General features: G+C 69.9%; 20 protein-coding genes. 2 read left to right on the top strand and 18 right to left on the bottom strand.

The features are described 5' to 3' along the window. Positions 1-79 precede the first annotated feature (79 nt). The 4 genes from AC0699_RS02745 to AC0699_RS02730 all read right to left on the bottom strand — a co-directional run bounded on the left by AC0699_RS02745 (position 80) and on the right by AC0699_RS02730 (position 4,518). Positions 80-1,012, bottom strand: coding sequence for an ABC transporter permease (locus AC0699_RS02745; protein WP_478654825.1), 933 nt, complete (start codon positions 1,010-1,012; stop codon positions 80-82). Then, entirely contained in the window at positions 999-1,940 is a 942-nt protein-coding gene (locus tag AC0699_RS02740; RefSeq protein ID WP_478654822.1) for an ABC transporter ATP-binding protein, read from the bottom strand. The genes AC0699_RS02745 and AC0699_RS02740 overlap by 14 nt, the downstream gene beginning before the upstream one ends. Before the next feature lie 76 nt (positions 1,941-2,016). Next, positions 2,017-3,279, bottom strand: coding sequence for a LolA family protein (locus AC0699_RS02735; RefSeq protein ID WP_478654820.1), 1,263 nt, complete (start codon positions 3,277-3,279; stop codon positions 2,017-2,019). Positions 3,280-3,507: 228 nt separating this feature from the next. Further along, positions 3,508-4,518 carry a polyprenyl synthetase family protein gene (locus tag AC0699_RS02730; RefSeq protein ID WP_478654818.1) on the bottom strand — a complete coding sequence of 337 codons (1,011 nt, stop codon included), beginning with the start codon at positions 4,516-4,518 and terminating at the stop codon, positions 3,508-3,510. A 236-nt stretch (positions 4,519-4,754) separates the two neighbouring features. Between AC0699_RS02730 and AC0699_RS02725 the strand changes: the two genes are divergently transcribed. After that, the gene (locus tag AC0699_RS02725) at positions 4,755-6,842 is read left to right on the top strand and encodes a CocE/NonD family hydrolase (RefSeq protein WP_478654815.1); all 2,088 of its coding nucleotides are present in this window, start codon (positions 4,755-4,757) and stop codon (positions 6,840-6,842) included. A 470-nt stretch (positions 6,843-7,312) separates the two neighbouring features. Continuing rightward, complete coding sequence (gene fahA, locus AC0699_RS02720) at positions 7,313-8,542, top strand: fumarylacetoacetase (RefSeq protein WP_478654812.1); 1,230 nt, start codon at positions 7,313-7,315, stop codon at positions 8,540-8,542. A 327-nt stretch (positions 8,543-8,869) separates the two neighbouring features. On the opposite strand, the gene AC0699_RS02715 is transcribed toward fahA, so the two are convergent. The 14 genes from AC0699_RS02715 to AC0699_RS02650 form a co-directional block, all read right to left on the bottom strand. Continuing rightward, positions 8,870-9,025: a hypothetical protein gene (locus AC0699_RS02715; protein ID WP_478654809.1), complete on the bottom strand. Its 156-nt coding sequence runs from the start codon at positions 9,023-9,025 to the stop codon at positions 8,870-8,872. 181 nt (positions 9,026-9,206) lie between these two features. Then, positions 9,207-10,856: an NADH-quinone oxidoreductase subunit NuoN gene (gene nuoN, locus AC0699_RS02710; protein ID WP_478654807.1), complete on the bottom strand. Its 1,650-nt coding sequence runs from the start codon at positions 10,854-10,856 to the stop codon at positions 9,207-9,209. Continuing rightward, the gene (locus AC0699_RS02705) at positions 10,853-12,424 is read right to left on the bottom strand and encodes an NADH-quinone oxidoreductase subunit M (RefSeq protein WP_478654805.1); all 1,572 of its coding nucleotides are present in this window, start codon (positions 12,422-12,424) and stop codon (positions 10,853-10,855) included. Before AC0699_RS02705 ends, nuoN begins: the two co-directional genes overlap by 4 nt. 5 nt (positions 12,425-12,429) lie before the next feature. Then, a complete protein-coding gene (nuoL, locus tag AC0699_RS02700) occupies positions 12,430-14,376 on the bottom strand; it encodes an NADH-quinone oxidoreductase subunit L (RefSeq protein ID WP_478654803.1) in 1,947 nt (648 codons plus the stop codon). Between the two features lie 16 nt (positions 14,377-14,392). Then, positions 14,393-14,692 (bottom strand): NADH-quinone oxidoreductase subunit NuoK, encoded by a 300-nt coding sequence (nuoK, locus tag AC0699_RS02695; protein WP_392034867.1) that lies wholly within the window; start codon positions 14,690-14,692, stop codon positions 14,393-14,395. Beyond that, positions 14,689-15,537 (bottom strand): NADH-quinone oxidoreductase subunit J, encoded by an 849-nt coding sequence (locus AC0699_RS02690; RefSeq protein ID WP_478654800.1) that lies wholly within the window; start codon positions 15,535-15,537, stop codon positions 14,689-14,691. Before AC0699_RS02690 ends, nuoK begins: the two co-directional genes overlap by 4 nt. Next, complete coding sequence (nuoI, locus tag AC0699_RS02685; protein WP_478654798.1) at positions 15,534-16,154, bottom strand: NADH-quinone oxidoreductase subunit NuoI; 621 nt, start codon at positions 16,152-16,154, stop codon at positions 15,534-15,536. Before nuoI ends, AC0699_RS02690 begins: the two co-directional genes overlap by 4 nt. Then, positions 16,147-17,517, bottom strand: coding sequence for an NADH-quinone oxidoreductase subunit NuoH (gene nuoH / locus AC0699_RS02680; RefSeq protein WP_478654796.1), 1,371 nt, complete (start codon positions 17,515-17,517; stop codon positions 16,147-16,149). The genes nuoI and nuoH overlap by 8 nt, the downstream gene beginning before the upstream one ends. Continuing rightward, entirely contained in the window at positions 17,514-20,039 is a 2,526-nt protein-coding gene (locus AC0699_RS02675) for an NADH-quinone oxidoreductase subunit G (protein ID WP_478654794.1), read from the bottom strand. Before AC0699_RS02675 ends, nuoH begins: the two co-directional genes overlap by 4 nt. Then, a complete protein-coding gene (nuoF, locus tag AC0699_RS02670; protein WP_478654791.1) occupies positions 20,036-21,409 on the bottom strand; it encodes an NADH-quinone oxidoreductase subunit NuoF in 1,374 nt (457 codons plus the stop codon). Before nuoF ends, AC0699_RS02675 begins: the two co-directional genes overlap by 4 nt. After that, positions 21,409-22,215 (bottom strand): NADH-quinone oxidoreductase subunit NuoE, encoded by an 807-nt coding sequence (nuoE, locus tag AC0699_RS02665; RefSeq protein ID WP_478655472.1) that lies wholly within the window; start codon positions 22,213-22,215, stop codon positions 21,409-21,411. The genes nuoF and nuoE overlap by 1 nt, the downstream gene beginning before the upstream one ends. A 17-nt stretch (positions 22,216-22,232) precedes the next feature. After that, complete coding sequence (locus AC0699_RS02660) at positions 22,233-23,555, bottom strand: NADH-quinone oxidoreductase subunit D (protein WP_478654788.1); 1,323 nt, start codon at positions 23,553-23,555, stop codon at positions 22,233-22,235. After that, positions 23,552-24,280, bottom strand: coding sequence for an NADH-quinone oxidoreductase subunit C (locus tag AC0699_RS02655; RefSeq protein ID WP_478654786.1), 729 nt, complete (start codon positions 24,278-24,280; stop codon positions 23,552-23,554). The genes AC0699_RS02660 and AC0699_RS02655 overlap by 4 nt, the downstream gene beginning before the upstream one ends. Further along, positions 24,277-24,831: a NuoB/complex I 20 kDa subunit family protein gene (locus AC0699_RS02650; protein ID WP_003998928.1), complete on the bottom strand. Its 555-nt coding sequence runs from the start codon at positions 24,829-24,831 to the stop codon at positions 24,277-24,279. The genes AC0699_RS02655 and AC0699_RS02650 overlap by 4 nt, the downstream gene beginning before the upstream one ends. Positions 24,832-24,838 lie beyond the last annotated feature (7 nt).

Genomic DNA, 24,838 nt, shown 5'->3' with positions numbered 1-24,838 from the left:
CCACCCCCCACAGACTGCATGCGTATGCACCACTGCATACGCATGCAGTTGCGTTTGCGGGGGCACCCCGGGAAGCGCCTCAGGCCGTGATGTCCTTCGCCGAGAACCGCGCCCACGCCGCGGAGCCGAACACCGCCGCGTACAGACCCTGCAGGCCCAGGTTCCGCAGTACGTCGTCCCAGAGGACCGGTTCGCGCAGGACGTCCGCGAAGGACAGCCAGTAGTGCGGAAACAGATAGGGGTGGACCGCGTCGAGCTGCGGAATCGCGTTCAGGATCTGCGCCGTGATCACCAGCCCGACGGTCGTCGCCATCGCCGCGACTCCACTGCCGGTGAGCGTCGAGACGAACAGTCCGAGCGCCGCGATCCCCGTCAGGGACGCGGCGACGAACACTGCGATCAGCAGCGCGCGGAGCAGGCCGTCCGCGAAGGAGATCCGGGTCCCGGAGATGGTGGTGACCTCGCCGACCGGGAAGAGCAACGCCCCCACGGCGAGGGCCGAGGCGGCCACGGCGAGCGTGGCGGCCAGGCAGAAAGCCAGCGTGGCCGCGTACTTGGCGAACAGCAGCCGGGTCCGCCCGGCCGGGGCGACGAGCAGATAGCGCAGGGTTCCGCTGTTCGCCTCGCCGGCGATCGCGTCGCCCGCGACCACGCCGACCGCCATGGGCAGGAAGACGGGGAGGGTCGCGGCGAGCGCGGCGAAGACGAGGAAGAGGCCGTTGTTGGTGATCTGGGTGAAGAACGCCGGGCCCTCACCGCTGCCGTCGCCCACCGGGCCGCCGTCGCTCGTCTCGATCCTGATGGCGACACCGATGAGTACGGGGACGGCGGCGAGGACGCCGAGCAGCGCGACGGTACGCCAGCGGCGGAAGGTCGTGACCAGCTCGGAGCGGAAGAGCCCGAGGGACCGGAGGAGGCGGGGTGCGGGCGTTCCGGCCCCCGCCGACCCCTCCGGTCCGGCCTGCGAGGTCCCCTCCGGTCCAGCGTGCGCCGTCGTTTCAGCCCGCGACATCGAAGCCCTCCCCGGTCATGGCCACGAACGCGTCCTCCAGGGACGCCCGTTCCTGGCCGAAGGCCCGTACCCGGACGTCCGCGCGCACCAGGGCCGCGTTGATGTCCGCCGGTTCGGCTCCGGCCGGCGGATCCCCGGTCACCCGGTCCTCGGTGACGGTGAGATCGGTGACCCCGAGCTCCTTCAGCACCCGGGCGGCGTCGGCCGGGTCGGGGGTGGTGACGGAGAGGCGGCCCCGGGTCTGCGCGGCGAGCTCGGCGACGCGGCCCTGGGCGATGAGGGTGCCCCGGTTCATGACGGCGGCGTGTGTGCACACCTGCTCGATCTCGTCGAGGAGGTGGGAGGAGAGGAAGACGGTGGTGCCGTCCGTCGCGAGCTCCCTGATCAGCGCGCGGATCTCGCGCATGCCCTGCGGGTCCAGGCCGTTCGTCGGCTCGTCCAGCACGAGCAGACTGCGCGGCTGGAGCAGCGCGGCCGCCAGCCCGAGGCGCTGCTTCATGCCGAGCGAGTACGCCTTCGCCTTGCGCGAGGCCGCGGCGCCGAGCCCGACCCGGTCGAGCGCGGCGGTGACCCGGGCCCGGCGGGTACGGGGGTCGGCGGCCGCGTCGGCCGAGTCGAACCGTACGAGATTGTCCCGGCCGCTCAAGTACCCGTACAGCGCGGGCCCTTCGATCAGCGCGCCCACCTTCGGCAGGACCGTGCGGGAGGCGCGGGGCATGGGGGCACCGAGGACGGTGGCGGTGCCGGAGGTGGGCTCGATGAGCCCCATCAGCATCCGGATGGTGGTGGTCTTGCCCGAGCCGTTGGGCCCGAGGAACCCGAAGACGCTGCCGGCGGGCACGGCGAGATCCAGCCGGTCGACGGCGAGATGCCCTCCCCGGTAGCGCTTGCTGAGCCCTCGCGTCTCGATGACAGCGGCTTCGGTCATGCGTTCCCTCATCGTGAGACCGGTCCGCCGGGGCCACGGCGGAATCCCCGCCGCGGCCTCGGCCGGAAAGGACCGGCTACTTCGCCTCGTTCGCCGCCTTGATCAGCGCGTCCTGGGTGACCGCGCCGACGTAGACCTTGCCGTCGTCCGTCATCAGGGCGTTGACCAGGCGGGTCTTGAAGACCGTGCCGGTGCCGAAGTCGCCCTTGACCTGGTCGCCGAGGGCGTCCAGGAACTTCTCGGCCTCCGGCGGGGCATCGCCGGACTTGGGGGTGGTGATGCTCTCGCCGCCGGGGGCGGTGAGCTCGGCGATCGTGGTCCAGCCCTCGCCGATGACGTTCAGCCCCTTGAAGTCCTCCATGCCCTCCAGGCCCTCGAGACCGTCGAGGCCCTCCGGAGCCTTGGGGGCCTCCTTCTCCCGGCTGTTCAGTTCGTCCGACTCGGTGACCTTCGCGCCCTTCGGCGGGCTGAAGTCGAACGTCGACGCGGCGGGCTTGGAGAAGTCGACCTTGGTGAAGCCCGCGTCGACCGCCGCCTTGCCGCCGCTGCTCGGCAGCAGCGTGAACTTCAGCGGCACGCCCTTCTCGGCGTCGACCGCGATCCTGACCGAGCCGATGGTCGAGCCGCTCTGCTTGGGCTTGATGAGCAGCTGGTACGCGTCACGGCCGGCGATCCGGGCCGTGCCGTCGACGGTCACCGAGGTCGTGTCGTCCACGGCCTTCAGCGCCTCGTCGGCGAGGTCCTTCGGTGTGGTGGGCAGCTCACCCGGAGCCTCGTGCTCCGTGCCGCCGGCCCTGTCCGCGCCCTTGCCGTCGTCCTTGCCGTGGAAGACCTCGTTGGACTTGCTGTCGTACGCCCAGACGTCGGCCCCGTTGTGGATGAGGCTGTACTCCGCCGCGTCGTCGAGGATCGACAGCTTCTGCTTGTCCGGACCGTCGGTCGCGACCCGCAGCGTGTGCGTGCCGGACACCAGCTCCATCAGCTTGGCGTCGGGCGACGCGGACGAGCCGGCCTCGCCGCCCTTCTCACCCTCGGGCGCGAAGCTGCTCGCCATGTCGCCCGCGAGCCCGCCCAGCGACGGAATGCCCAGGTCGGTGCTGATCTTCACGGTGCCGGACAGCTGCTGCACATCCGACTTGGCGATTTTCTCGATGAGTTCCTGTGCCGTGATCTTCGGCAGATCGGGGTCGCCGGCCGCGGCGAGCGCCGGGACGAGCCCGATGGTCGCCGCGGCAACTCCCGCCACCGCGACCGGGACGATGTACCGCGCCGCCTTGCGGCGGCCGACGGCGAGGTCCCCGGCCCCTTCGGTGGTCCGTGCGTTGTCGTTCGGTGCCATGGTGTGCCCTACCTCCGTGATCGGCGGCGTCGTCCGTCCAGTGCACGAGTCCACCCCGCGCCGCCATTCTCACCCGTATTGGTCAAGCTGGTGAGGAGTGGTTGTCTCCATCTGACCAAATCGGGCGGGTAGAAGCGTCAGCCCTCGGGATCAACTCCGCGTACTGCTCCGGTATGACCCGGGGACCCGTTCGCCTCACCCGACCAGTAGGGGGTGCCGCGTCACGGCTCAGCCGGCGCGGTGCACCACCGCGTCGCAGAGCTCCTCCAGCGCGGCCTTCGCGAAGCACTCGGGCAGCGGCGCCAGCATGGCCCGCGCCTCCTCCGCGTACCGCACGGTGTCCCGCCTCGCCTGCTCCAGGGCAGGGTGGACCCGCAGCCTGGCCAGCGCCTCCGCGTGCCGGGCGTCGTCCGTCAGATCGCCGGCGAGCAGCTCGACCAGCTCCAGGTCCTCCGGCCGGCCGTGCGCGTCGGCCTGCTCCCTCAGCCGGAGCACCGGCAGTGTGGGGATGCCCTCGCGCAGATCGGTGCCCGGGGTCTTGCCGGACTCGCGCGAGTCGGAGGCGATGTCGAGGACGTCGTCGGCGAGCTGGAAGGCGACGCCGAGCCGCTCCCCGTACTGGGTGAGGATGTCGGTGACGCCCTCGTCGGCGCCCGACATCATGGCGCCGAAGCGCCCGGAGACGGCGATCAGCGAGCCGGTCTTGCCCGCGATGACATCGAGGTAGTGCTCGACGGGGTCACGGCCGTCGCGCGGGCCGGCGGTCTCCAGGATCTGGCCGGTGACCAGCCGCTCGAAGGCCTCGGCCTGGATGCGTACGGCCTCGGGGCCCAGGTCGGCCAGGATGTGCGAGGCCCGGGCGAAGAGGAAGTCGCCGGTCAGGACGGCCACCGAGTTGCCCCAGCGGGCATTGGCGCTGGCCACCCCGCGGCGCACATCGGCCTCGTCCATCACGTCGTCGTGGTACAGCGTCGCCAGATGCGTCAGCTCGACGACGACGGCCGAGGGCACGATTCCCGGCGCGTACGGGTCACCGAACTGCGCCGCGAGCATCACCAGCAGCGGCCGGAAGCGCTTGCCCCCTGCACGCACGAGATGCTGCGCGGCCTCCGTGATGAAGGGCACCTCACTCTTGGTGGCATCGAGCAGCCCCGCCTCGACAGCCGCCAATCCGGTCTGGACATCGGCCTCAAGAGCCTGGTCCCGCACGCTCAGCCCGAACGGCCCCACGACGGTCACGAGAGGTACTCCTGTCTGCTGACGATCACACGGATTGTCGATGTGTCGCTGCCATCACTCAAGTCAGCGTATCCGGTCGCCTTTCGATCACCATGGGCGCCTTCCCGCCACCCCCGGTATGTTCTTGATCAGCTCATACGACCGGTAGTACGACATTTGTCCGGAACTGCGACCGAACTCGAAGCGAACGGCGAGCAGCCCCGGGCCGAAGACGACCGTCCACCGAGGTCCGCGCCATGAAGATCCGCACCGAGTACCCGTACGAGACCCGCCACGAGGACATCCGTATCCCCATGGCCGACTCGACGAGGCTCTACGCACGCGTCTGGCGGCCGGTCACGGACGAGCCCGTACCGGCCCTGCTCGAATACCTCCCGTACCGGCTGACCGACTGGACCGCGCCCTGGGACTGGCAGCGCCATCCCTGGTACGCGGGCCACGGCTACGCGTCCGTACGGGTCGACGTGCGCGGCCACGGCAACAGCGAGGGCCTGCCCGGCGACGAGTACTCCGCCACCGAGCTGGCCGACGGAGCCGCCGTCGTCGAACGGCTCGCCGAGCAGCCGTGGTGCAACGGGCGGGTCGGCATGTTCGGGGTCTCCTGGGGCGGGACCAACGCCCTGCAGATCGCGGCGCTCGCCCCCGAGCCCCTGAAGGCCGTCGTCACGGTCTGCTCGACCGACGACCGCTACGACAACGACGTGCACTACCTGGGCGGCTCGGTGGTCGCCATGGACATGCAGGCCTGGGCCGCGGCCCTCCTCGCCTTCACCGTCCGGCCGCCCGATCCGCTGTTCGCGGGCGAAGGCTGGCGCGAGATGTGGGTGAACCGGCTGGAAGCCGTGCAGCCCTTCGTCCACACCTGGCTGGACCACCAGACCCGCGACGACCACTGGAGGCACGGCAGCGTCTGCGAGGACTACGGCGCGATCCGGGCCGCGGTGCTCGCGGTGGGCGGCTGGCACGACCCGTACCGGGACACGGTCCTGCGGCTCGTCGAGCACCTCGACCCGTCGCGGGTACAGGGGCTGATCGGGCCCTGGGCGCATCAGTACCCGGACCAGGGGCTGCCGCCGGGCCCGGCGATCGGCTTCCTCCAGGAGACCCTGCGCTGGTGGGACCACTGGCTGAAGGCCGATCCCGACAGCGCCCACGGCGCGGGAGACACCCGCACGGGAGACACCGGCACGGGAAACACCGGCACGGGAAACACCCGCGCGGGTGACACCGGCGCGGGAGACACCGACGTCATGGCCGAACCGCTGCTCCGCGCCTGGATCAGCGAGTCCCATCCGCCCGCGACGACGTACGACGAGCTGCCCGGCCGCTGGGTCGCCGACGACGCGTGGCCGTCCCCGCACATCACCCCGGTGGAGTACGCCTTCCGGGGGCCGCCGGTGATCGTCGACTCCCCCCAGCACACGGGACTCGACGCCGGGCGCTTCGTCCCCTCCGGCAACGACGCCGACCTGCCGCCCGACCAGCGCGACGAGGACGCCAGATCGGCGAGCTTCGAGTTCGCGGTCGACGACCGGACGGAAATCCTCGGACGGCCCCGGGTGACGCTGCGGCTGCGCATGGACGCCCCCTTCGGCCAGGCCGTCGCCCGCCTCTGCGACGTGGCCCCGGACGGCAGCTCGACCCTCGTCACCCGTGGCGTCCTCAACCTCTCCGCCCGCCACGGCCGCGACCGCGCCGACGCCTGGCCGCCGGGCGCCACGGAGGACGTCACCTTCGAGCTGAACGGAATCGGCCACGCCTTTCCGCCCGGCCACCGCATCCGGCTCGCCGTGTCCTCCGCGTACTGGCCCTGGATCTGGCCCCGGGCCGGGTCCGCGGGCTTCACCCTCGACCCGGCGGGCTCCTCCCTCGAACTCCCCGTCCGCACCCCCACCTCCGACGCGATCGCCTTCGAGGCCCCGGAACACTCCGGGCCGCTCGGCGTCGTGACCCCCGTGACCCTCGACCCGCCCCGCCCCGGGCGGCTGATCGTCCGCGACGTCGCCAAGGGCGAATGGCGCCTGGAGGCCGACCCCGGCAACGGCGGCACCCGCGTCCACCCCGACGGTCTCGAATACACCGAGGAGGCCCTGGACACGTACTCGATCGAGGAACGGGACCCGCTGTCCGCACGCACCCGATCAGACTGGAAGATCCGCCTCCACCGCCCTGAACTGGCGTGGGACGTACGCATCGAGACCCGCTCCGAAATCACCTGTGACGCGGCCCATTTCCTCACCTCCGACGAGGTGGTGTGCCGGCACGGGGACGAGGTGGTCTTCCACCACACCTGGGAGAAACGGATCCCGAGGGTGACGGGCTAGGCCGTGCTTTAGAACTCCCGCCTGGCACGCGACGCCTGGCACGCACTCCCCCGTAGCCCTTCGGGCATGCCCCCACGCTGCGTTGTCGGAGTCATCCAAGTACGTCCAGCACGAGGATGATCTCCCCCAGCTACCGCTGGGAGGTGCCCCCTCCGCCTTGCGATTGCACGCACCAGACGCCTCGAGCCCCGCCCTGCGGGCGGACGGCGCTAGTTCTCAAACACGGCCTAGGCCTGTCGTTCGGATCTTGCCGGACTCGCGTGCGGCTCCGACCCTCGTTCGGCCTTCGGCCGTGTCCTCAATCTCCCCCGGGGCTTCGCCCCGGGGACCCCCAACGGGAATCAGCCCCTTGGGCGTTTGAGGAGCGGGGTTCGGGGGCAGAGCCCCCGACCGGGCAGGCGGCACTGCCGCCGCCATCCCGCCCCCACGTAACGTGTCCCCCACACACGTGGAAAGCGAGGCAAGCACCGATGCCCGAGCAGAGCCCGCTCGATCTGGCCGAGGGCGATCCCTTCGGCCCGCACAATCTTCCGTACGGCGTGTTCACCACCGCGGACGAGCCCGGCCGGCGGCGGCTCGGCGTCCGGATCGGTGACCACGTACTCGACGCCGGAGCCGCGGCCCACACGCTCGGCTCGCCGTACGCCGCGCTGCTCGCGCAGCCGAGCCTGGGCCCGCTCCTCGCGGCGGGCCGCACGGCCTGGCGGGACGTGCGCCGCGCGCTCACCGCGTGGGTGACCGTGCCCGCCCACCGTCAGGACATCGAGCCGCTGCTGCACCCGCTCGGCTCGGTCACCCTGCATCTGCCGTACGAGGTCGCCGACTACGTCGACTTCTACGCCAGCGAGCACCACGCCACCAACGTCGGCCACATCTTCCGCCCGGACGGGGACGCCCTCACCCCCAACTGGAAGCATCTGCCGATCGGTTACCACGGCCGCTCCGGCACGGTCGTCGTATCCGGGACGGACGTCGTCCGGCCCTCCGGCCAGCGCAAGACCCCTGCCGATCCGGCCCCCGTCTTCGGCCCGTCCGTCAAGCTCGACATCGAGGCGGAGGTCGGCTTCGTCGTCGGCACCCCCTCCAGGCTCGGACAGCCCGTGCCGCTGACCTCCTTCCGCGACCATGTCTTCGGGCTGCAGCTCCTCAACGACTGGTCCGCGCGTGACATCCAGGCCTGGGAGTACGTCCCGCTCGGCCCGTTCCTCGGCAAGTCGTTCGCCACGTCCGTCTCCGCCTGGGTCACCCCGCTCGAGGCCCTCGACGCCGCCCGTGTCGCCCCGCCCGCCCGGGACTTCGACCTGCTCCCCTACCTCGACGACTCCGGCGAGGAGGAGCCCGGCGGTCTCGACCTCCGTATCTCCGTCGCGATCAACGGACAGATCGTCTCCGAGCCGCCGTTCGCCACCATGTACTGGACGGCCGCCCAGCAGCTCACCCATATGACGGTCAACGGCGCCTCCCTCCGTACCGGAGACCTCTTCGGCTCCGGCACGGTCAGCGGCCCCGATGTCCACCAGCGCGGCTCCCTCCTCGAACTCACCTGGAACGGGCGCGACCCGCTGGAGCTGCCGTACGGGAAGCGGACCTTCCTGGAGGACGGCGACGAGGTCACGATGACCGCGTGGGCCCCCGGCCCGGACGGTGTCAAGGTCGGCCTCGGCGAGGTGACGGGCCGGGTCGTGCCCGCCGCCGACTAGCCGCCGACCAGCCCTGGCTTCCGGCCGGCCGGGCCCGGTCCTCCGGAACGGGCCCGAGGGCCTGCCCGGGTGGCAGATCTTTTCCCGGCCCGAGGCGTAAGAGCAGGCCAGAGCCGTTCCCCGGGTTCCGGGTAGTGGTGCAACACTGCCGCGACACCATCGGCGGGCGTGCGTCGGTACGGTCCGACGCATGCCCGCCGAACGCAACGACCCGGACGCGGATGTGCGTGCGTACGTGTCACGAGCCGCCCGGCCAGGACCCGAAGAGCTTGACGTGTTCCCGTAAACCCGGACCCGGGACCGCGCGGGCTCACCCGGCGGAGCCGGTCAGCTCTCGTCGTCCGCCGTACGCTCGCCCTCGGCCTGCGACGGGGTCGTCCGGGAGACGTCGGGGTGCTGTTCCTCGGTCGATTCGGTGTCCTCGCCCTCGGCCTGCGAGGGGGTGGTGTACTCGGGGTACTGGTACTGGTACTGGTCGATCATGATGTTCTCCCTTTGACCCTCCAGCCCTCCCCATGATCGAGCGTAGTCCTTTTCCGACGGCCCGGCCCTCCCCGGACCTGCCCAGACCTGCCCGGACCTGCCCGCGCCCACGGCTCCGAAGCCGAAGGCCCGGCGTCCCCCTGGGGAGATGCCGGGCCTTCACCATGATCACGCTCGCGGGCTACCGCACGAACACGCTCGCCTGGCCCGCCAGATCCAGGAAGTACTGCGGCGCGACACCGAGCACCAGCGTGACGGCGACACCGACCGCGATCGTCGTCGTCGTCAGCAGCGACGGCACGGCGACCGTCGGCCCCTCCGGCTTGGGCTCGCTGAAGAACATCAGCACGATGACCCGGATGTAGAAGAACGCGGCGATCGCGGACGAGATCACACCCACCACGACCAGCGCCCCCGCACCGCCCTGCGCCGCCGCACTGAACACGGCGAACTTCCCGGAGAAGCCCGACGTCAGCGGGATACCGGCGAAGGCCAGCAGGAACACCGCGAAGACCGCGGCCACCAGCGGTGAACGCCGCCCGAGCCCGGCCCACTTCGACAGATGCGTGGCCTCACCGCCCGCGTCCCGCACGAGCGTGACGACCGCGAACGCGCCGATCGTCACGAAGGAGTACGCGGCCAGGTAGAAGAGGACGGACGAGACGCCCTCGGGAGTGACCGCGATGACACCGGCGAGGATGAACCCGGCGTGCGCGATCGACGAGTACGCCAGCAGGCGCTTGATGTCGGTCTGGGTGATCGCGACGATCGCACCTCCCAGCATCGTGACGATCGCGATGGCCCACAGCACCGGCCGCCAGTCCCAGCTCATGCCCGGCAGCACCACGTACAGCAGCCGGAGCAGCGCGCCGAACGCCGCGACCTTGGTGGCCGCCGCCATGAAGCCGGTGATCGGGGTCGGCGCGCCCTGGTAGACGTCCGGGGTCCACATGTGGAACGGCACCGCGCCGACCTTGAAGAGCAGCCCCATCAGGATCATCGCGCCGCCGATGAGCAGCAGCGCGTCGTTGCCCATGGTGGAGGCGAGCGCCGGGTCGATGGTCTGGATGGTGCCGTCGACGACGTCGGCGATCTTCGCGTACGACACGGAGCCCGCGTACCCGTACAGCAGGGCGATGCCGAAGAGCAGGAACGCCGACGAGAACGCGCCGAGCAGGAAGTACTTCACCGCGGCCTCCTGCGACATGAGCCGCTTGCGGCGGGCCAGGGCGCACAGGAGGTAGAGCGGCAGCGAGAAGACCTCGAGGGCGACGAAGAGCGTCAGCAGATCGTTGGCCGCCGGGAAGATGAGCATGCCGGAGATGGCGAAGAGAGCCAGCGGGAACACCTCGGTGGTGGTGAACCCGGCCTTGACGGCGGCCTTCTCGCTGTCGCTGCCCGGCACGGACGCGGCCTGCGCGGCGAACGAGTCCACGCGCTTGCCGTGCGCCTCGGGGTCGAGGCGCCGCTCGGCGAAGGTGAAGACCGCGACGAGTGAGGCCAGCAGGATGGTGCCCTGCAGGAACAACGCGGGCCCGTCGACCGCGACGGCGCCCATCGCCGCGATATGGGCCTTGGTCGTGCCGTATCCGCCGGCGGCGAGGCCGACCACCGCGGCGAACGCGGCGGCCAGCGCGACGACGGACAGGAACACCTGCGTGTAGTAGCGGCTCTTGCGCGGGACGAGGGCCTCGACCAGCACCCCCACGACCGCCGCTCCGATCACGATCAGCGTGGGAGCGAGCTGCGCGTACTCGATGTGCGGCGCCGGGATCTTGTCCAGCGGTTGGGCCGCCGTTGTCCACAGGCTGTGGACAGCTGTCGTGCTCACTTGGCCGCCTCCACCTCGGGCTGGGGGTCCTTCTTCTGTACGTCGGACATGGTGAACTCCACGGCCGGGTTGACGATGTCCGTCAGCGGCTTGGGATAGACGCCGAGGAAGATCAGCAACACGATCAGCGGGGTGACCACCACCAGCTCGCGCAGACGCAGGTCCGGCAGGGTCCGCACCTCTGCCTTCACCGGCCCGGTCATGGTCCGCTGGTAGAGGACCAGGGTGTAGAGCGCGGCGAGCACGATGCCGAAGGTCGCGATGACGCCGACCACCGGATAGCGCGCGAACGTGCCGACCAGGACCAGGAACTCACTGACGAACGGCGCGAGTCCCGGCAGCGACAGGGTCGCCAGACCGCCGATGAGGAAGGTGCCCGCGAGGACCGGGGCGACCTTCTGCACACCGCCGTAGTCGGCGATGAGCCGCGAGCCGCGCCGCGAGATCAGGAAGCCGGCCACCAGCATCAGGGCGGCCGTCGAGATCCCGTGGTTGACCATGTAGAGCGTGGCGCCGGACTGGCCCTGGCTCGTCATCGCGAAGATGCCCATGATGATGAAGCCGAAGTGCGAGATCGACGCATAGGCGACCAGGCGCTTGATGTCCCGCTGGCCGACCGCGAGCAGCGCGCCGTACACGATGCTGATCAGCGCCAGGACCAGGATCACCGGCGTCGCCCACTCCGAGGCCTCCGGGAAGAGCCCGAGGCAGAAGCGGAGCATCGCGAAGGTGCCGACCTTGTCGACGACGGCGGTGATCAGCACGGCGACCGGAGCGGTCGCCTCGCCCATGGCGTTGGGCAGCCAGGTGTGCAGCGGCCACAGAGGCGCCTTCACCGCGAAGGCGAAGAAGAAGCCGACGAACAGCAGCCGCTCGGTGGTGGTCGCCATGTCCAGCGAACCGTTCGCCCGGGCTTCGGTGATCTCCTGGAGCGAGAAGTTGCCGACGACGACATAGAGGCCGATGACCGCGGCCAGCATGATCAGCCCGCCGGCCAGGTTGTAGAGCAGGAACTTCACGGCGGCGTACGAGCGCTGGGCCGCCGCGTTCTCGTCGGTGCCCGCGTGGGCGCGGTCTCCGAAGCCGCCGATGAGGAAGTACATCGGGATGAGCATGGCCTCGAAGAGGATGTAGAAGAGGAAGACGTCGGTCGCCTCGAAGGAGAGGATCACCATCGCCTCGACGGACAGGATCAGGGCGAAGAAGCCCTGCGTCGGCCGCCAGCGCGTGGACTGCGTCTCGAGGGGATCGGCGTCGTGCCAGCCGGCCAGGATGATGAACGGGATCAGCACGGCGGTCAGCGCGATCAGCGCCACCCCGATACCGTCCACGCCCAGCTCGTACCGCACCCCGAAGTCCTTGATCCAGGCATGGGATTCGGTGAGCTGATAGCGGTCGCCGCCGGGCTCGAACCGTACGGCGACGACCGCCGCCAGCACGAGCGTGGCGAGCGAGACGAGCAGCGCCAGCCACTTGGCGGCGGCGCGCCGGCCGGCCGGCACGGCGGCGGTGGCGATCGCACCGATCGCCGGGAGCGCCGCCGTCGCTGTAAGGAGCGGGAATGACATGGCAGTTACACCGCCCTCATCAGCAGGGTCGCAGCGATCAGCAACGCCGTACCTCCGAACATCGAGACCGCGTAGGTGCGGGCATAGCCGTTCTGCAGCTTGCGGAGCCGGCCGGAGAGACCGCCGACCGAGGCCGCCGTGCCGTTGACGACCCCGTCGACCAGGGTGTGGTCCACGTACACGAGGGAGCGGGTGAGGTGCTCGCCGCCGCGGACCAGAACGATGTGGTTGAAGTCGTCCTGGAGCAGGTCGCGGCGGGCGGCCCGGGTGAGCAGCGAGCCGCGCGGTGCGACGACCGGCACGGGACGGCGCCCGTACTGGAGGTAGGCGAGCACGACGCCGAGGACCATCACCGCGACGGTCGCGCCGGTGATGGCGCCCGCGCTGATCGGCGGGTGGCCGTGCTCGAAGCTGGTGACCGGCTCCAGCCACTTCACGAACGCGTCGTTCCACGAGAACAGGAAGCCGGCGAAGACCGACCCGAAGGCGAGCACGACCATCGGGATGGTCATGGACTTCGGCGACTCGTGCGGATGCGGCATGTCACCCGGGTGCACCTCGAGACCGGGCTCGACGCTCGGCGCCGTGTCCGGGTCGGGGGCGGGCTGCCAGCGCTTCTCGCCGAAGAACGTCATGATCATCACGCGCGTCATGTAGAACGCGGTGATCGCCGCGCCCAGCAGGGCCGCGCCGCCGAGGATCCAGCCCTCCGTGCCGCCCTTGGCGAAGGCGGCCTCGATGATCTTGTCCTTGGAGAAGAAGCCGGACAGACCGGGGAAGCCGATGATCGCGAGATAGCCGAGGCCGAAGGTGACGAAGGTGATCGGCATGTACTTCCGCAAGGCGCCGTACTTCCTCATGTCGACCTCGTCGTTCATGCCGTGCATGACCGATCCGGCGCCGAGGAAGAGCCCGGCCTTGAAGAAGCCGTGCGTCACCAGGTGCATGATCGCGAAGGCGTAGCCGATCGGCCCGAGACCCGCGGCCAGGATCATGTAGCCGATCTGCGACATCGTCGAACCGGCCAGCGCCTTCTTGATGTCGTCCTTCGCGCAACCGACGATCGCACCGAAGAGGAGCGTGACCGCGCCGACCACGACGACCGCGAGCTGCGCCTCCGGTGCGGCGTTGAAGATCGCCCCGGAGCGGGTGATCAGATAGACGCCGGCGGTCACCATCGTCGCCGCGTGGATGAGGGCCGAGACCGGGGTCGGGCCCTCCATCGCGTCCCCGAGCCAGGACTGCAGCGGCACCTGGGCGGACTTGCCGCACGCGGCGAGCAGCAGGAGCAGCCCGAGGGCGGTCAGCACACCCTCGGACGTCTTGCCCGTCGACTCCAGCACCGGGCCGAAGGTGAAGGTCCCGAAGGTGGTGAACATCAGCATGATGGCGATCGACAGGCCCATGTCGCCGACCCTGTTGACCAGGAAGGCCTTCTTGGCCGCCGTCGCCGCGCTGGGCTTGTGCTGCCAGAAGCCGATGAGCAGGTACGAGGCGAGGCCGACCCCCTCCCACCCGACGTACAGCAGCAGATAGTTGTCGGCGAGGACCAGCAGGAGCATCGCCGCGAGGAAGAGGTTGAGATAGCCGAAGAAGCGGCGGCGGCGCTCGTCGTGCTCCATGTACCCCACCGAGTACAGATGGATGAGCGAGCCGACACCGGTGATCAGCAGGACGAAGGTCATCGACAGCTGGTCGAGCTGGAAGGCGACATCGGCCTGGAAGCCCTCGACCGGGATCCAGCTGTACAGATGCTGGGTCAGGGTCCGCTCGTCGCCGGGCCTGCCGAGCATGTCGGCGAAGAGCACGGCACCGATGACGAAGGAGACGGCGGCGAGCACTGTGCCCAGCCAGTGGCCGACACGGTCGAGCCGGCGCCCGCCGCACAGCAGCAGGACCGCTCCGAGCAGGGGCGCCGCCACCAGCAGCGCAATCAGGTTCTCTGCGTTCATGTCGTTCTAGCGCCCCTTACAGCTTCATCAGGCTGGCGTCGTCGACCGAGGCCGAGTGGCGGGAACGGAACAGCGACACGATGATCGCGAGCCCGACCACGACCTCCGCGGCGGCGACGACCATCGTGAAGAAGGCGATGATCTGGCCGTCGAGGTTGCCGTGCATCCGGGAGAAGGCGACGAGCGTGAGATTGCAGGCGTTGAGCATCAGCTCGATGCACATGAACACCACGATGGCGTTGCGCCTGATCAGCACACCGGCCGCGCCGATGGTGAACAACAGAGCGGCGAGATAGAGGTAGTTGACCGGATTCACCGCGTGACCTCCTGTCCGTCCCGCTGTCCGTCCCTGTCGTGCTCGTCCCGGTCCCGGCCGAGCCGCTCCTCGGAGCGCTGTTCGAGCGCCTTCAGATCGTTCAGCGCCTCGCGGGACACATCGCGGATCTGGCCGCGGTCACGCAACGTCTTGTTGACGCTGAGCTGGGACGCGGTGCCGTCCGGGAGAAGGCCGGCGATGTCCACCGCGTTGTGCCGGGCGTAGACACCGGGCGCGGGCAGCGGCGGCAGGTGCTTGCCCTCGCGGACACGCTGCTCGGCCTGCTCGCGCTGGGTCTTGGCACGCTCGGTGCGCTCGCGGTGGGTGAGCACCATCGCGCCGACGACCGCCGAGATGAGCAGCGCGCCGGTGAGCTCGAAGGCGAAGACGTACTTGGTGAAGATCAGCGCCGCCAGGCCTTCGACGTTGCCCCCCGCGTTGGCCTGGCCGAGTCCGATGAAGGACCCCGAGCCCAGCGCGGCGTGCCCGATTCCGGTGATGAGCAGGATGCCGAAGCCGAGCCCGCAGGCGGCCGCCCACCAGCGCTGGCCCTTCAGCGTCTCCTTGAGGGAGTCCGCGGCCGTCACACCGACGAGCATGACGACGAAGAGGAACAGCATCATGATCGCGCCGGTGTAGACGACGATCTGGACGATGCCCAGGAAGTACGCCCCGTTGGCGAGGTAGAAGATCGCCAGGATGATCATGGTCGCGGCGAGGCACAGCGCGCTGTGCACGGCCTTCTTCATCAGGATGGTGCACAGCGCGCCGATGACGGCGACCGGGCCGAGCACCCAGAACTGGACGGCTTCACCGGTGGAAGCCGCGGCGGCCAGCGCGCTCATGCCTCGACCTCCTCGGCCTGTGCCGCGCCCGGAGCGCCTGTCGATGGCTGCGGTTCGCCCTTGGAGACGGCGACCTGGCGCTCCGTACCGGGCGCGGCCTCGATGACCCGGCCCCGGTAGTAGTCCTGCTCGTCCATGCCGGGGTAGATCGCGTGCGGGGTGTCGACCATGCCGACTTCGAGGCCCGCGAGGAGCTGCTCCTTCGTGTAGATCAGGTTCTCGCGGGAGCTGTCGGCCAGTTCGAACTCATTGGTCATCGTGAGTGCCCGGGTGGGGCAGGCCTCGATGCACAGCCCGCACAGGATGCAGCGGGCGTAGTTGATCTGGTAGACGCGGCCGTATCGCTCGCCCGGCGAGTAGCGCTCCTCGTCGGTGTTGTCCGCGCCCTCCACGTAGATGGCGTCCGCGGGACAGGCCCAGGCGCACAACTCGCAGCCCACGCACTTCTCCAGCCCGTCCGGATGCCGGTTGAGCTGGTGCCGGCCGTGGAAGCGCGGCGCCGTCGTCTTCTGCTGCTCCGGATACTGCTCGGTCAGCCGCTTCTTGAACATGGCCTTGAAGGTCACGCCGAAGCCGGCAACCGGGTTCTGGAACGAGCTCTCGGATTCCTCAGACACCGTCAGCCTCCTTTCCGTCACGAGGACCGTCACTGTCAGTATTCACGCCACCACTGACAATCAGTTCGCGGTCGCGGCGCGGTCGCCTGCGCGGCACCGGCGGCAGCTCCTGCCCGGGCAGCGGCGGCACGGGGTAGCCGCCCGCCATCGCGTCGAACGCGGCGGCCGGCGGCTGCTTCTCCGCCCCGGCCGCTTCCTTCCTGCCGCGGAAGAGGTCGAAGACGAACGACAGCAGCAGTACGGCGATGACCGCCCCGCCGACGTACAGCACGATCTGCGAGAAGTCCTGGCCCTCGTTGCGCAGCGCCCGGACGGTCGCGACGAGCATCAGCCAGACGACCGAGACCGGGATGAGGACCTTCCAGCCGAGCTTCATCAGCTGGTCGTAGCGGACGCGCGGCAGCGTGCCGCGCAGCCAGATGAAGAAGAACAGCAGCAGCTGGACCTTGATGACGAACCAGAGCATCGGCCACCAGCCGTGGTTCGCGCCCTCCCAGAAGGTGCTGACCGGATACGGGGCGCGCCAGCCGCCGAGGAAGAGGGTGACCGAGACCGCCGAGACGGTGACCATGTTGACGTACTCGGCGAGCATGAACAGGGCGAACTTGATGGACGAGTACTCCGTGTTGAAGCCGCCGACCAGGTCGCCCTCGGACTCCGGCATGTCGAACGGGGCACGGTTCGTCTCGCCGACCATCGTCACGATGTAGATCAGGAACGAGACCGGCAGCAGCAGGATGTACCAGCGGTCCGCCTGCGCCTCGACGATCGCCGAGGTCGACATCGATCCGGAGTAGAGGAAGACGGAGGCGAAGGCCGCGCCCATGGCGATCTCGTACGAGATCATCTGCGCGCAGGAGCGCAGTCCGCCGAGCAGCGGGTACGTCGAGCCGGAGGACCAGCCCGCCAGCACGATGCCGTAGATGCCGACCGAGGCGACCGCGAGGATGTAGAGCATCGCGATCGGCAGGTCGGTGAGCTGCATCGTGGTCCGCTGGCCGAAGATCGAGATCTCGTTGCCGGCCGGGCCGAAGGGGATGACGGCGATCGCCATGAAGGCGGGGATCGCGGCGACGATCGGTGCGAGGACATAGACGATCTTGTCCGCGCGTTTGACGATCAGGTCCTCCTTGAGCATCAGCTTGACGCCGTCCGCGAGGGACTGGAGGAGACCCCAGGGGCCGTGCCGGTTGGGGCCGATGCGCAGCTGCATCCAGGCGACGACCTTGCGCTCCCACACGATGGAGAACAGCACCGTCAGCATCAGGAAGGCGAAGCAGAAGACCGCCTTGACGACGACGAGCCACCAAGGGTCCCGCCCGAACAGCGAGAGGTCCTCGGCGGCGAGGAGGATCGGGTTCACGGGCGCACCTCCGGTACGTCGTCGCTGTCGCCGGCCCCCGGGCCGGCAACGGCTGCCGGACCGATGCGGACGAGCCGGCCGGGCACCTCACCCGTGTCGCTGAGCACGCCGCCGCCCGTCGAGTTGAGCGGGAGCCAGACCACCCGGTCGGGCATCTCGGTCACCTGGAGCGGGAGTTGTACGGAACCGGCGGGTCCGGTGACGGCGAGTACATCGCCGTCCTTGACGCCGGTCTCGGCCGCCGTGGTGGCGGAGAGGCGGGCGACCGCGGCGTGCCGGGTGCCGGCCAGCGCCTCGTCGCCCTCCTGGAGGAGCCCCTGGTCGAGCAGGAGCCGGTGGCCCGCGAGGACCGCCTCGCCCGCACCGGGGCGGGGCAGCGGCCGCGGGGACTCGACGGGCTCGGTCGCCCGCGCCCCGGTCCACGCCCCGAGCCCGTCCATCTCCCGCCGTACGGACCTGAGGTCCGGCAGGGCCAGATGGACGTCGAGGGCATCGGCGAGCATGTGCAGCACCCGCGCATCCGTCGGCGGCAGCGGGCGGGTCATCTGGTCGGGCTTCAGCGCCGCCTCGAAGAGCCGCGCCCTGCCTTCCCAGTTGAGGAAGGTGCCGGGCTTCTCGGCGACGGCCGCGACGGGGAGGACCACATCGGCGCGCGAGGTGACCTCGGTCGGCCGCAGCTCCAGCGAGACGAGGAAGCCGACCGCGTCGAACGCCTCGCGCGCGCGTGCGGGGTGCGGCAGATCGGCCACCTCGACGCCGGCGACGACCAGTGCGGCCAGTTCGCCGTTGGCCGCGGCTTCGACGATCTGTCCGGTGTCACGGCCGTAGCGGTGCGGCAGTTCGCGTACGCCCCAGGCGGCCGCGGTCTCCTCGCGGGCCCGCGGGTCGGTGGCGGGGCGGCCACCGGGCAGCAGCGAGGGGATGGCACCCGCCTCGACGGCGCCGCGCTCCCCGGCCCGGCGCGGGATCCACACCAGCTCGGCGCCGGTCGCGGTGGCGGCCCGTACCGCCGCGGTGAGGGCGCCCGGCACTCCGGCCAGCCGCTCGCCGACGACGATCACTGCGCCTGCGCCGCGCAGTGCTTCCGCGGCCGCCGCGCCGTCCCCGTCGAGTCCGGTGCCGGACGCCAGCGCGTTCAGCCACTCGGCCTCGGTGCCGGGTGCGGCGGGCAGCAGGACGCCGCCGGCCTTCGTCAGGCCGCGGGTGGCGTGCGTGGCGAGTGCGAAGGTCCGCTGACGGTGCTTGCGCGAGGCCTTGCGCAGCCGCAGGAAGACGCCGGGGGCCTCCTCCTCGGACTCGAAGCCCACGAGCAGCACCGCGGGCGCCGCCTCCAGGGAGGTGTAGGTGACGCCCTCGCGGTCCAGGTCCCGGCCGTGACCGGCGACCCGGGCGGCCAGGAAGTCGGCTTCCTCGGAGGAGTGCACCCGCGCCCGGAAGTCGATGTCGTTGGTGTCCAGAGCGATCCGCGCGAACTTGGCGTACGCGTACGCGTCCTCGACGGTGAGCCTGCCGCCGGTCAGCACGGCCGCCCGGCCGCGTGCCGCGGAGAGCCCGGCGGCCGCGGCCTCCAGGGCCTCCGGCCAGCTCGCCGGCTCCAGCTCACCGCTCTCCTTGTTGCGTACGAGCGGGGTGGTGAGCCGGTCGCGCTGCTGGGCGTAGCGGAAGGCGAACCGCCCCTTGTCGCAGATCCACTCCTCGTTGACCTCGGGGTCGTCGGCGGCGAGCCGCCGCATGACCTTTCCGCGCCGGTGGTCGGTACGGGTGGCGCAGCCGCCCGCGCAGTGCTCGCACACCGAGGGCGACGACACGAGGTCGAAGGGCCGGGAGCGGAACCGGTACGCCGCCGAGGTCAGCGCGCCGACCGGGCAGATCTGGATGGTGTTGCCGGAGAAGTACGACTCGAAGGGGTCGCCCTCGCCCGTGCCGACCTGCTGCAGCGCGCCGCGCTCGAGCAGCTCGATCATCGGGTCGCCGGCGATCTGGTTGGAGAAGCGGGTGCAGCGCGCGCACAGCACGCACCGCTCACGGTCGAGCAGCACCTGTGTGGAGATGTTGACCGGCTTCTCGTACGTGCGCTTCCTGCCCTCGAAGCGGGACTCGGCCCGGCCGTGCGAGACGGCCTGGTTCTGCAGGGGGCACTCGCCGCCCTTGTCGCAGACCGGGCAGTCGAGGGGATGGTTGATGAGCAGCAGCTCCATCACGCCCTGCTGCGCCTTCTCGGCGACGGGAGAGGTGAGCTGCGACTTGACGACCATGCCGTCGGTGCAGGTGATGGTGCAGGACGCCATCGGCTTGCGCTGGCCCTCGACCTCGACGATGCACTGCCGGCAGGCGCCGGCCGGGTCGAGGAGGGGGTGGTCGCAGAACCGGGGGATCTCGATGCCGAGCAGCTCGGCGGCGCGGATGACCAGGGTGCCCTTCGGCACGCTGATCTCGATGCCGTCGATGGTGAGCGTGACGAGGTCCTCCGGCGGGACGGCCGCCTCGCCGCCCCCGGAGGGAGCGCTCGTGGTCACAGTCATGCGTTCACCTCCGTGTTGTCGTCGTGCTTGTCCGCCCATGCGGTGGATGCGGCCGGGTCGAAGGGGCAGCCCTTCCCGCGGATGTGCTGCTCGTACTCGTCCCGGAAGTACTTGAGCGAGGAGAAGATCGGCGAGGCGGCGCCGTCGCCGAGGGCGCAGAACGACTTGCCGTTGATGTTGTCGGCGATGTCGTTCAGCTTGTCGAGGTCCGCCATGACGCCCTTGCCGGCCTCGATGTCGTGGAGCAACTGGACGAGCCAGTACGTGCCTTCGCGGCAGGGCGTGCACTTGCCGCAGGACTCGTGGGCGTAGAACTCGGTCCAGCGGGTGACGGCCCGTACGACACAGGTCGTCTCGTCGAAGCACTGGAGTGCCTTGGTGCCGAGCATCGATCCGGCGGCGCCGACGCCCTCGTAGTCCAGCGGGACGTCGAGGTGTTCGTCGGTGAACATCGGGGTGGAGGAGCCGCCCGGCGTCCAGAACTTCAGCCGGTGGCCGGGGCGCATGCCGCCGCTCATGTCGAGGAGCTGGCGCAGGGTGATCCCGAGCGGGGCCTCGTACTGGCCGGGGCTCGCGACATGGCCGCTCAGCGAGTAGAGCGTGAAGCCCGGGGACTTCTCGCTGCCCATCGACTTGAACCACTCCTTGCCCCTGTGGAGGATCGCGGGAACGGACGCGATGGACTCGACGTTGTTCACCACAGTGGGGCACGCGTACAGACCGGCGACCGCGGGGAAGGGGGGTCGCAGCCGGGGCTGGCCGCGGCGGCCTTCCAGGGAGTCGAGGAGTGCGGTCTCCTCACCGCAGATGTACGCGCCGGCGCCCGCGTGCACGGTGAGCTCGAGGTCGAGCCCGCTTCCCAGGATGTTCTTGCCGAGGAAGCCCGCCTCGTACGCCTCGCGTACGGCCTCGTGCAGCCGTCGCAGTACGGGCACGACCTCGCCGCGCACGTAGATGAAGGCGTGGTTGGACCGGATCGCGTAGCAGGCGATCACGATTCCCTCGATGAGGGAGTGCGGATTGGCGAACAGAAGGGGGATGTCCTTGCAGGTTCCCGGCTCCGACTCGTCGGCGTTGACGACGAGATAGTGCGGCTTGCCGTCACCCTGCGGAATGAACTGCCACTTCATTCCGGTGGGGAAGCCGGCGCCACCGCGGCCGCGGAGACCGGAGTCCTTGACGTACGCGATGAGCTCGTCCGGGGCCATCGCGAGGGCCTTGCGCAGGCCTTCGTAGCCGTCGTGGTTCCGGTAGGTCTCCAGCGTCCAGGACTCGGGCTGGTCCCAGAAGGCGGAGAGGACGGGCATGAGCATCTTCTCGGGGCTGGTTTCTCCCCCGGCCTCCGGCCCGTACTCGGTCGACACGGTCATCACTCCCCCTCCTCGGAAACCGGGCCGGCCGGGTGGGCCGGGTCGGACGCCGATGTCTGCTGCGGTGCGTCGTGCGAGCTGAGGTGCTCGCCCGGCGACTCGCTCTGCGGCGCGGCTCCGCGCGGGTGGACCACGCGCGGCTGGGGGGTTTCGCCCTTGGCCAGCCGCAGGCCGATCAGGGACGCCGGGCCCGCGCCGCCGGTCGCCTCGACGGCGCCGGGGCGTGCGTCGGGGAAGCCGGCCAGGATGCGGGAGGTCTCCTTGAAGCTGCACAGCGGGGCGCCGCGGGTGGGTTCGACGGTCCGCCCGGCCCGCAGGTCGTCGACGAGCCGCCGTGCCGACTCCGGGGTCTGGTTGTCGAAGAACTCCCAGTTGACCATCACCACGGGCGCGAAGTCGCAGGCCGCGTTGCACTCGATGTGCTCAAGAGTGATCTTGCCGTCCTCGGTGGTCTCGCTGTTGCCGACGCCGAGGTGTTCCTTGAGCTCGTCGAAGATGGCGTCGCCGCCCATCACCGCGCACAGCGTGTTGGTGCAGACGCCGACCTGGTAGTCGCCGGACGGCTTGCGGCGGTACATGGTGTAGAAGGTGGCGACCGCGGTGACCTCCGCCGTCGTCAGCTCCAGCAGGTCCGCGCAGAACCGCATACCGGTGCGGGTGACGTAGCCCTCCTCCGACTGCACGAGGTGGAGCAGCGGCAGCAGCGCGGACCGGCTGTCCGGGTAGCGGCCGATGATCTCCTTGGCGTCGGCTTCGAGCCTGGCCCGCACGTCGGCCGGGTAGTCAGGTGCGGGGAGCTGTGGCATCCCGAGCGATACGTCTGTCACCGGTCGACGCCTCCCATCACGGGGTCGATGGACGCGACGGCGACGATCACGTCGGCCACCTGGCCGCCCTCGCACATCGCCGCCATGGACTGCAGATTGGTGAAGGACGGGTCGCGGAAGTGGACCCGGTAGGGGCGGGTACCGCCGTCGGAGACGACATGGACCCCGAGCTCGCCCTTGGGCGATTCGACGGCCGCGTACGCCTGTCCTGCCGGGACCCGGAAGCCCTCGGTCACCAGCTTGAAGTGGTGGATCAGGGCCTCCATGGAGGTACCCATGATCTTCTTGATGTGGTCGAGGGAGTTGCCGAGGCCGTCGGGGCCGAGCGCGAGCTGCGCGGGCCAGGCGATCTTCTTGTCCTCGACCATGACCGGGCCGGGGGCGAGGCGGTCCAGACACTGCTCGACGATCCGCAGCGACTGCCGCATCTCCTCCAGCCGGATGAGGAAGCGGCCGTACGCGTCACAGGTGTCGGCGGTCGGGACGTCGAACTCGTAGTTCTCGTAGCCGCAGTACGGGTCGGTCTTGCGCAGGTCGTGCGGCAGCCCGGTGGCGCGCAGGATCGGTCCTGTCGCGCCGAGCGCCATGCAGCCGGCCAGGTCCAGATAGCCGATGTCCTGCATCCGGCCCTTGAAGATCGGGTTCCCGGTGGCGAGCTTGTCGTACTCGGGAAGGTTCTTCTTCATCTTCTTCACGAACTCGCGGATCTGGTCCACGGCGCCCGGGGGCAGGTCCTGGGCGAGGCCGCCGGGGCGGATGTACGCGTGGTTCATCCGCAGGCCGGTGATGAGTTCGTAGATGTCGAGAATCAGTTCACGATCACGGAATCCGTAGATCATGATCGTGGTGGCGCCGAGCTCCATACCGCCGGTGGCGATGCACACCAGGTGGGAGGAGAGCCGGTTCAGCTCCATCAGCAGAACGCGGATGACGGTCGCCCGGTCCGGGATCTGGTCCTCGATGCCGAGCAGCTTCTCGACCGCGAGGCAGTACGCCGTCTCGTTGAAGAACGGCGTGAGGTAGTCCATGCGCGTGACGAAGGTCGTGCCCTGCGTCCAGGTCCGGTATTCGAGGTTCTTCTCGATGCCGGTGTGCAGGTAGCCGATGCCGCAGCGGGCCTCGGTGACCGTCTCGCCCTCGATCTCCAGGATGAGACGGAGCACCCCATGGGTGGACGGGTGCTGCGGACCCATGTTGACGACGATGCGCTCGTCGTCGGCCTTGGCCGCGGTCCGGGCGACCTCGTCCCAGTCGCCGCCGGTGACTGTATAGACAGTCCCCTCGGTCGTCTCACGTGCAGATGCAGACGGTGTTGTCACGAGTACGACCTCCGCTGGTCCGGAGCCGGGATCTGGGCGCCCTTGTACTCGACGGGGATGCCGCCGAGGGGGTAGTCCTTGCGCTGAGGGAAGCCCTGCCAGTCGTCCGGCATCATGATCCGGGTGAGGGCGGGGTGGCCGTCGAAGATCAGGCCGAAGAAGTCGTAGGTCTCGCGCTCATGCCAGTCGTTGGTCGGATAGACCCCGACGAGGGACGGGACGTGCGGGTCCGTGTCCGGGGCGCTGACCTCCAGGCGGATCAGCCGGCCGTGGGTGATCGAGCGCAGGTGGTAGACGGCGTGCAGCTCGCGGCCCTTGTCGCCGGGGTAGTGGACGCCGCTCACACCCGTACAGAGCTCGAAGCGCAGTGCCGGGTCGTCGCGGAGGGTGCGGGCGACCTGCACGAGGTGCTCTCGGGTGATGTGGAAGGTGAGCTCACCCCGGTCGACGACGGTCTTCTCGATCGCGTTCTCGGGGAGAAGGTTCTGCTCCTCCAGGGCGCCCTCGAGCTCGTCGGCGACCTCGTCGAACCAGCCGCCGTACGGGCGAGTGGCCGCGCCCGGCAGTCGCACGGAACGGACGAGCCCGCCGTATCCGGAGGTGTCGCCGCCGTTGTTCGCACCGAACATGCCGCGCTGGAGGCGGATCTCCTCGCCGTGCTCACCACGCTGGCCCGGCAGGTTCTGCCCGCTGAGCTCCTTCTCGGGGTTCGGCTGGTCGGTCACCGGAGCAGCCCCTTCATCTCAATGGTGGGGAGCGCCTTGAGGGCCGCTTCCTCCGCCTCACGGGCCGCTTCTTCCGCGTTCACACCGAGCTTGGAGGTCTGGATCTTCTGGTGGAGCTTGAGGATCGCGTCCATCAGCATCTCCGGCCGCGGGGGGCAGCCCGGCAAATAGATGTCAACGGGAACAATGTGGTCAACACCCTGCACAATCGCGTAATTGTTGAACATTCCACCCGAGGATGCGCAAACCCCCATGGAAATCACCCACTTGGGGTTGGGCATCTGGTCATAGACCTGGCGCAGGACGGGGGCCATCTTCTGGCTCACCCGCCCGGCCACGATCATCAGATCGGCCTGCCGGGGCGAACCGCGGAAGACCTCCATGCCGAAGCGGGCCAGGTCGTACCGGCCGGCGCCGGTCGTCATCATCTCGATGGCGCAGCAGGCCAGGCCGAAGGTGGCGGGGAAGACGGACGCCTTGCGCACCCAGCCCGCGGCCTGTTCGACGGTGGTCAGCAGAAAACCGCTCGGCAGCTTCTCTTCGAGTCCCATTGGTGTG

Source organism: Streptomyces sp. NPDC043870 (assembly GCF_056435785.1).
The sequence above is the reverse complement of the archived record's forward strand: the minus strand, read 5'-3'. Positions and strand labels throughout refer to the sequence as shown.

Bases quoted from the DNA above. Each gene is read 5' to 3' on its own strand.
- AC0699_RS02745 (WP_478654825.1), bottom strand. From the start codon at position 1,012: ATGTCGCGGGCTGAAACGACGGCGCACGCTGGACCGGAGGGGACCTCG.
- AC0699_RS02740 (WP_478654822.1), bottom strand. From the start codon at position 1,940: ATGACCGAAGCCGCTGTCATCGAGACGCGAGGGCTCAGCAAGCGCTAC.
- AC0699_RS02735 (WP_478654820.1), bottom strand. From the start codon at position 3,279: ATGGCACCGAACGACAACGCACGGACCACCGAAGGGGCCGGGGACCTC.
- AC0699_RS02725 (WP_478654815.1), top strand. From the start codon at position 4,755: ATGAAGATCCGCACCGAGTACCCGTACGAGACCCGCCACGAGGACATC.
- fahA (WP_478654812.1), top strand. From the start codon at position 7,313: ATGCCCGAGCAGAGCCCGCTCGATCTGGCCGAGGGCGATCCCTTCGGC.
- AC0699_RS02715 (WP_478654809.1), bottom strand. From the start codon at position 9,025: ATGATCGACCAGTACCAGTACCAGTACCCCGAGTACACCACCCCCTCG.
- AC0699_RS02705 (WP_478654805.1), bottom strand. From the start codon at position 12,424: ATGTCATTCCCGCTCCTTACAGCGACGGCGGCGCTCCCGGCGATCGGT.
- nuoL (WP_478654803.1), bottom strand. From the start codon at position 14,376: ATGAACGCAGAGAACCTGATTGCGCTGCTGGTGGCGGCGCCCCTGCTC.
- AC0699_RS02690 (WP_478654800.1), bottom strand. From the start codon at position 15,537: ATGAGCGCGCTGGCCGCCGCGGCTTCCACCGGTGAAGCCGTCCAGTTC.
- AC0699_RS02675 (WP_478654794.1), bottom strand. From the start codon at position 20,039: ATGACTGTGACCACGAGCGCTCCCTCCGGGGGCGGCGAGGCGGCCGTC.
- nuoF (WP_478654791.1), bottom strand. From the start codon at position 21,409: ATGACCGTGTCGACCGAGTACGGGCCGGAGGCCGGGGGAGAAACCAGC.
- nuoE (WP_478655472.1), bottom strand. From the start codon at position 22,215: ATGCCACAGCTCCCCGCACCTGACTACCCGGCCGACGTGCGGGCCAGG.
- AC0699_RS02650 (WP_003998928.1), bottom strand. From the start codon at position 24,831: ATGGGACTCGAAGAGAAGCTGCCGAGCGGTTTTCTGCTGACCACCGTC.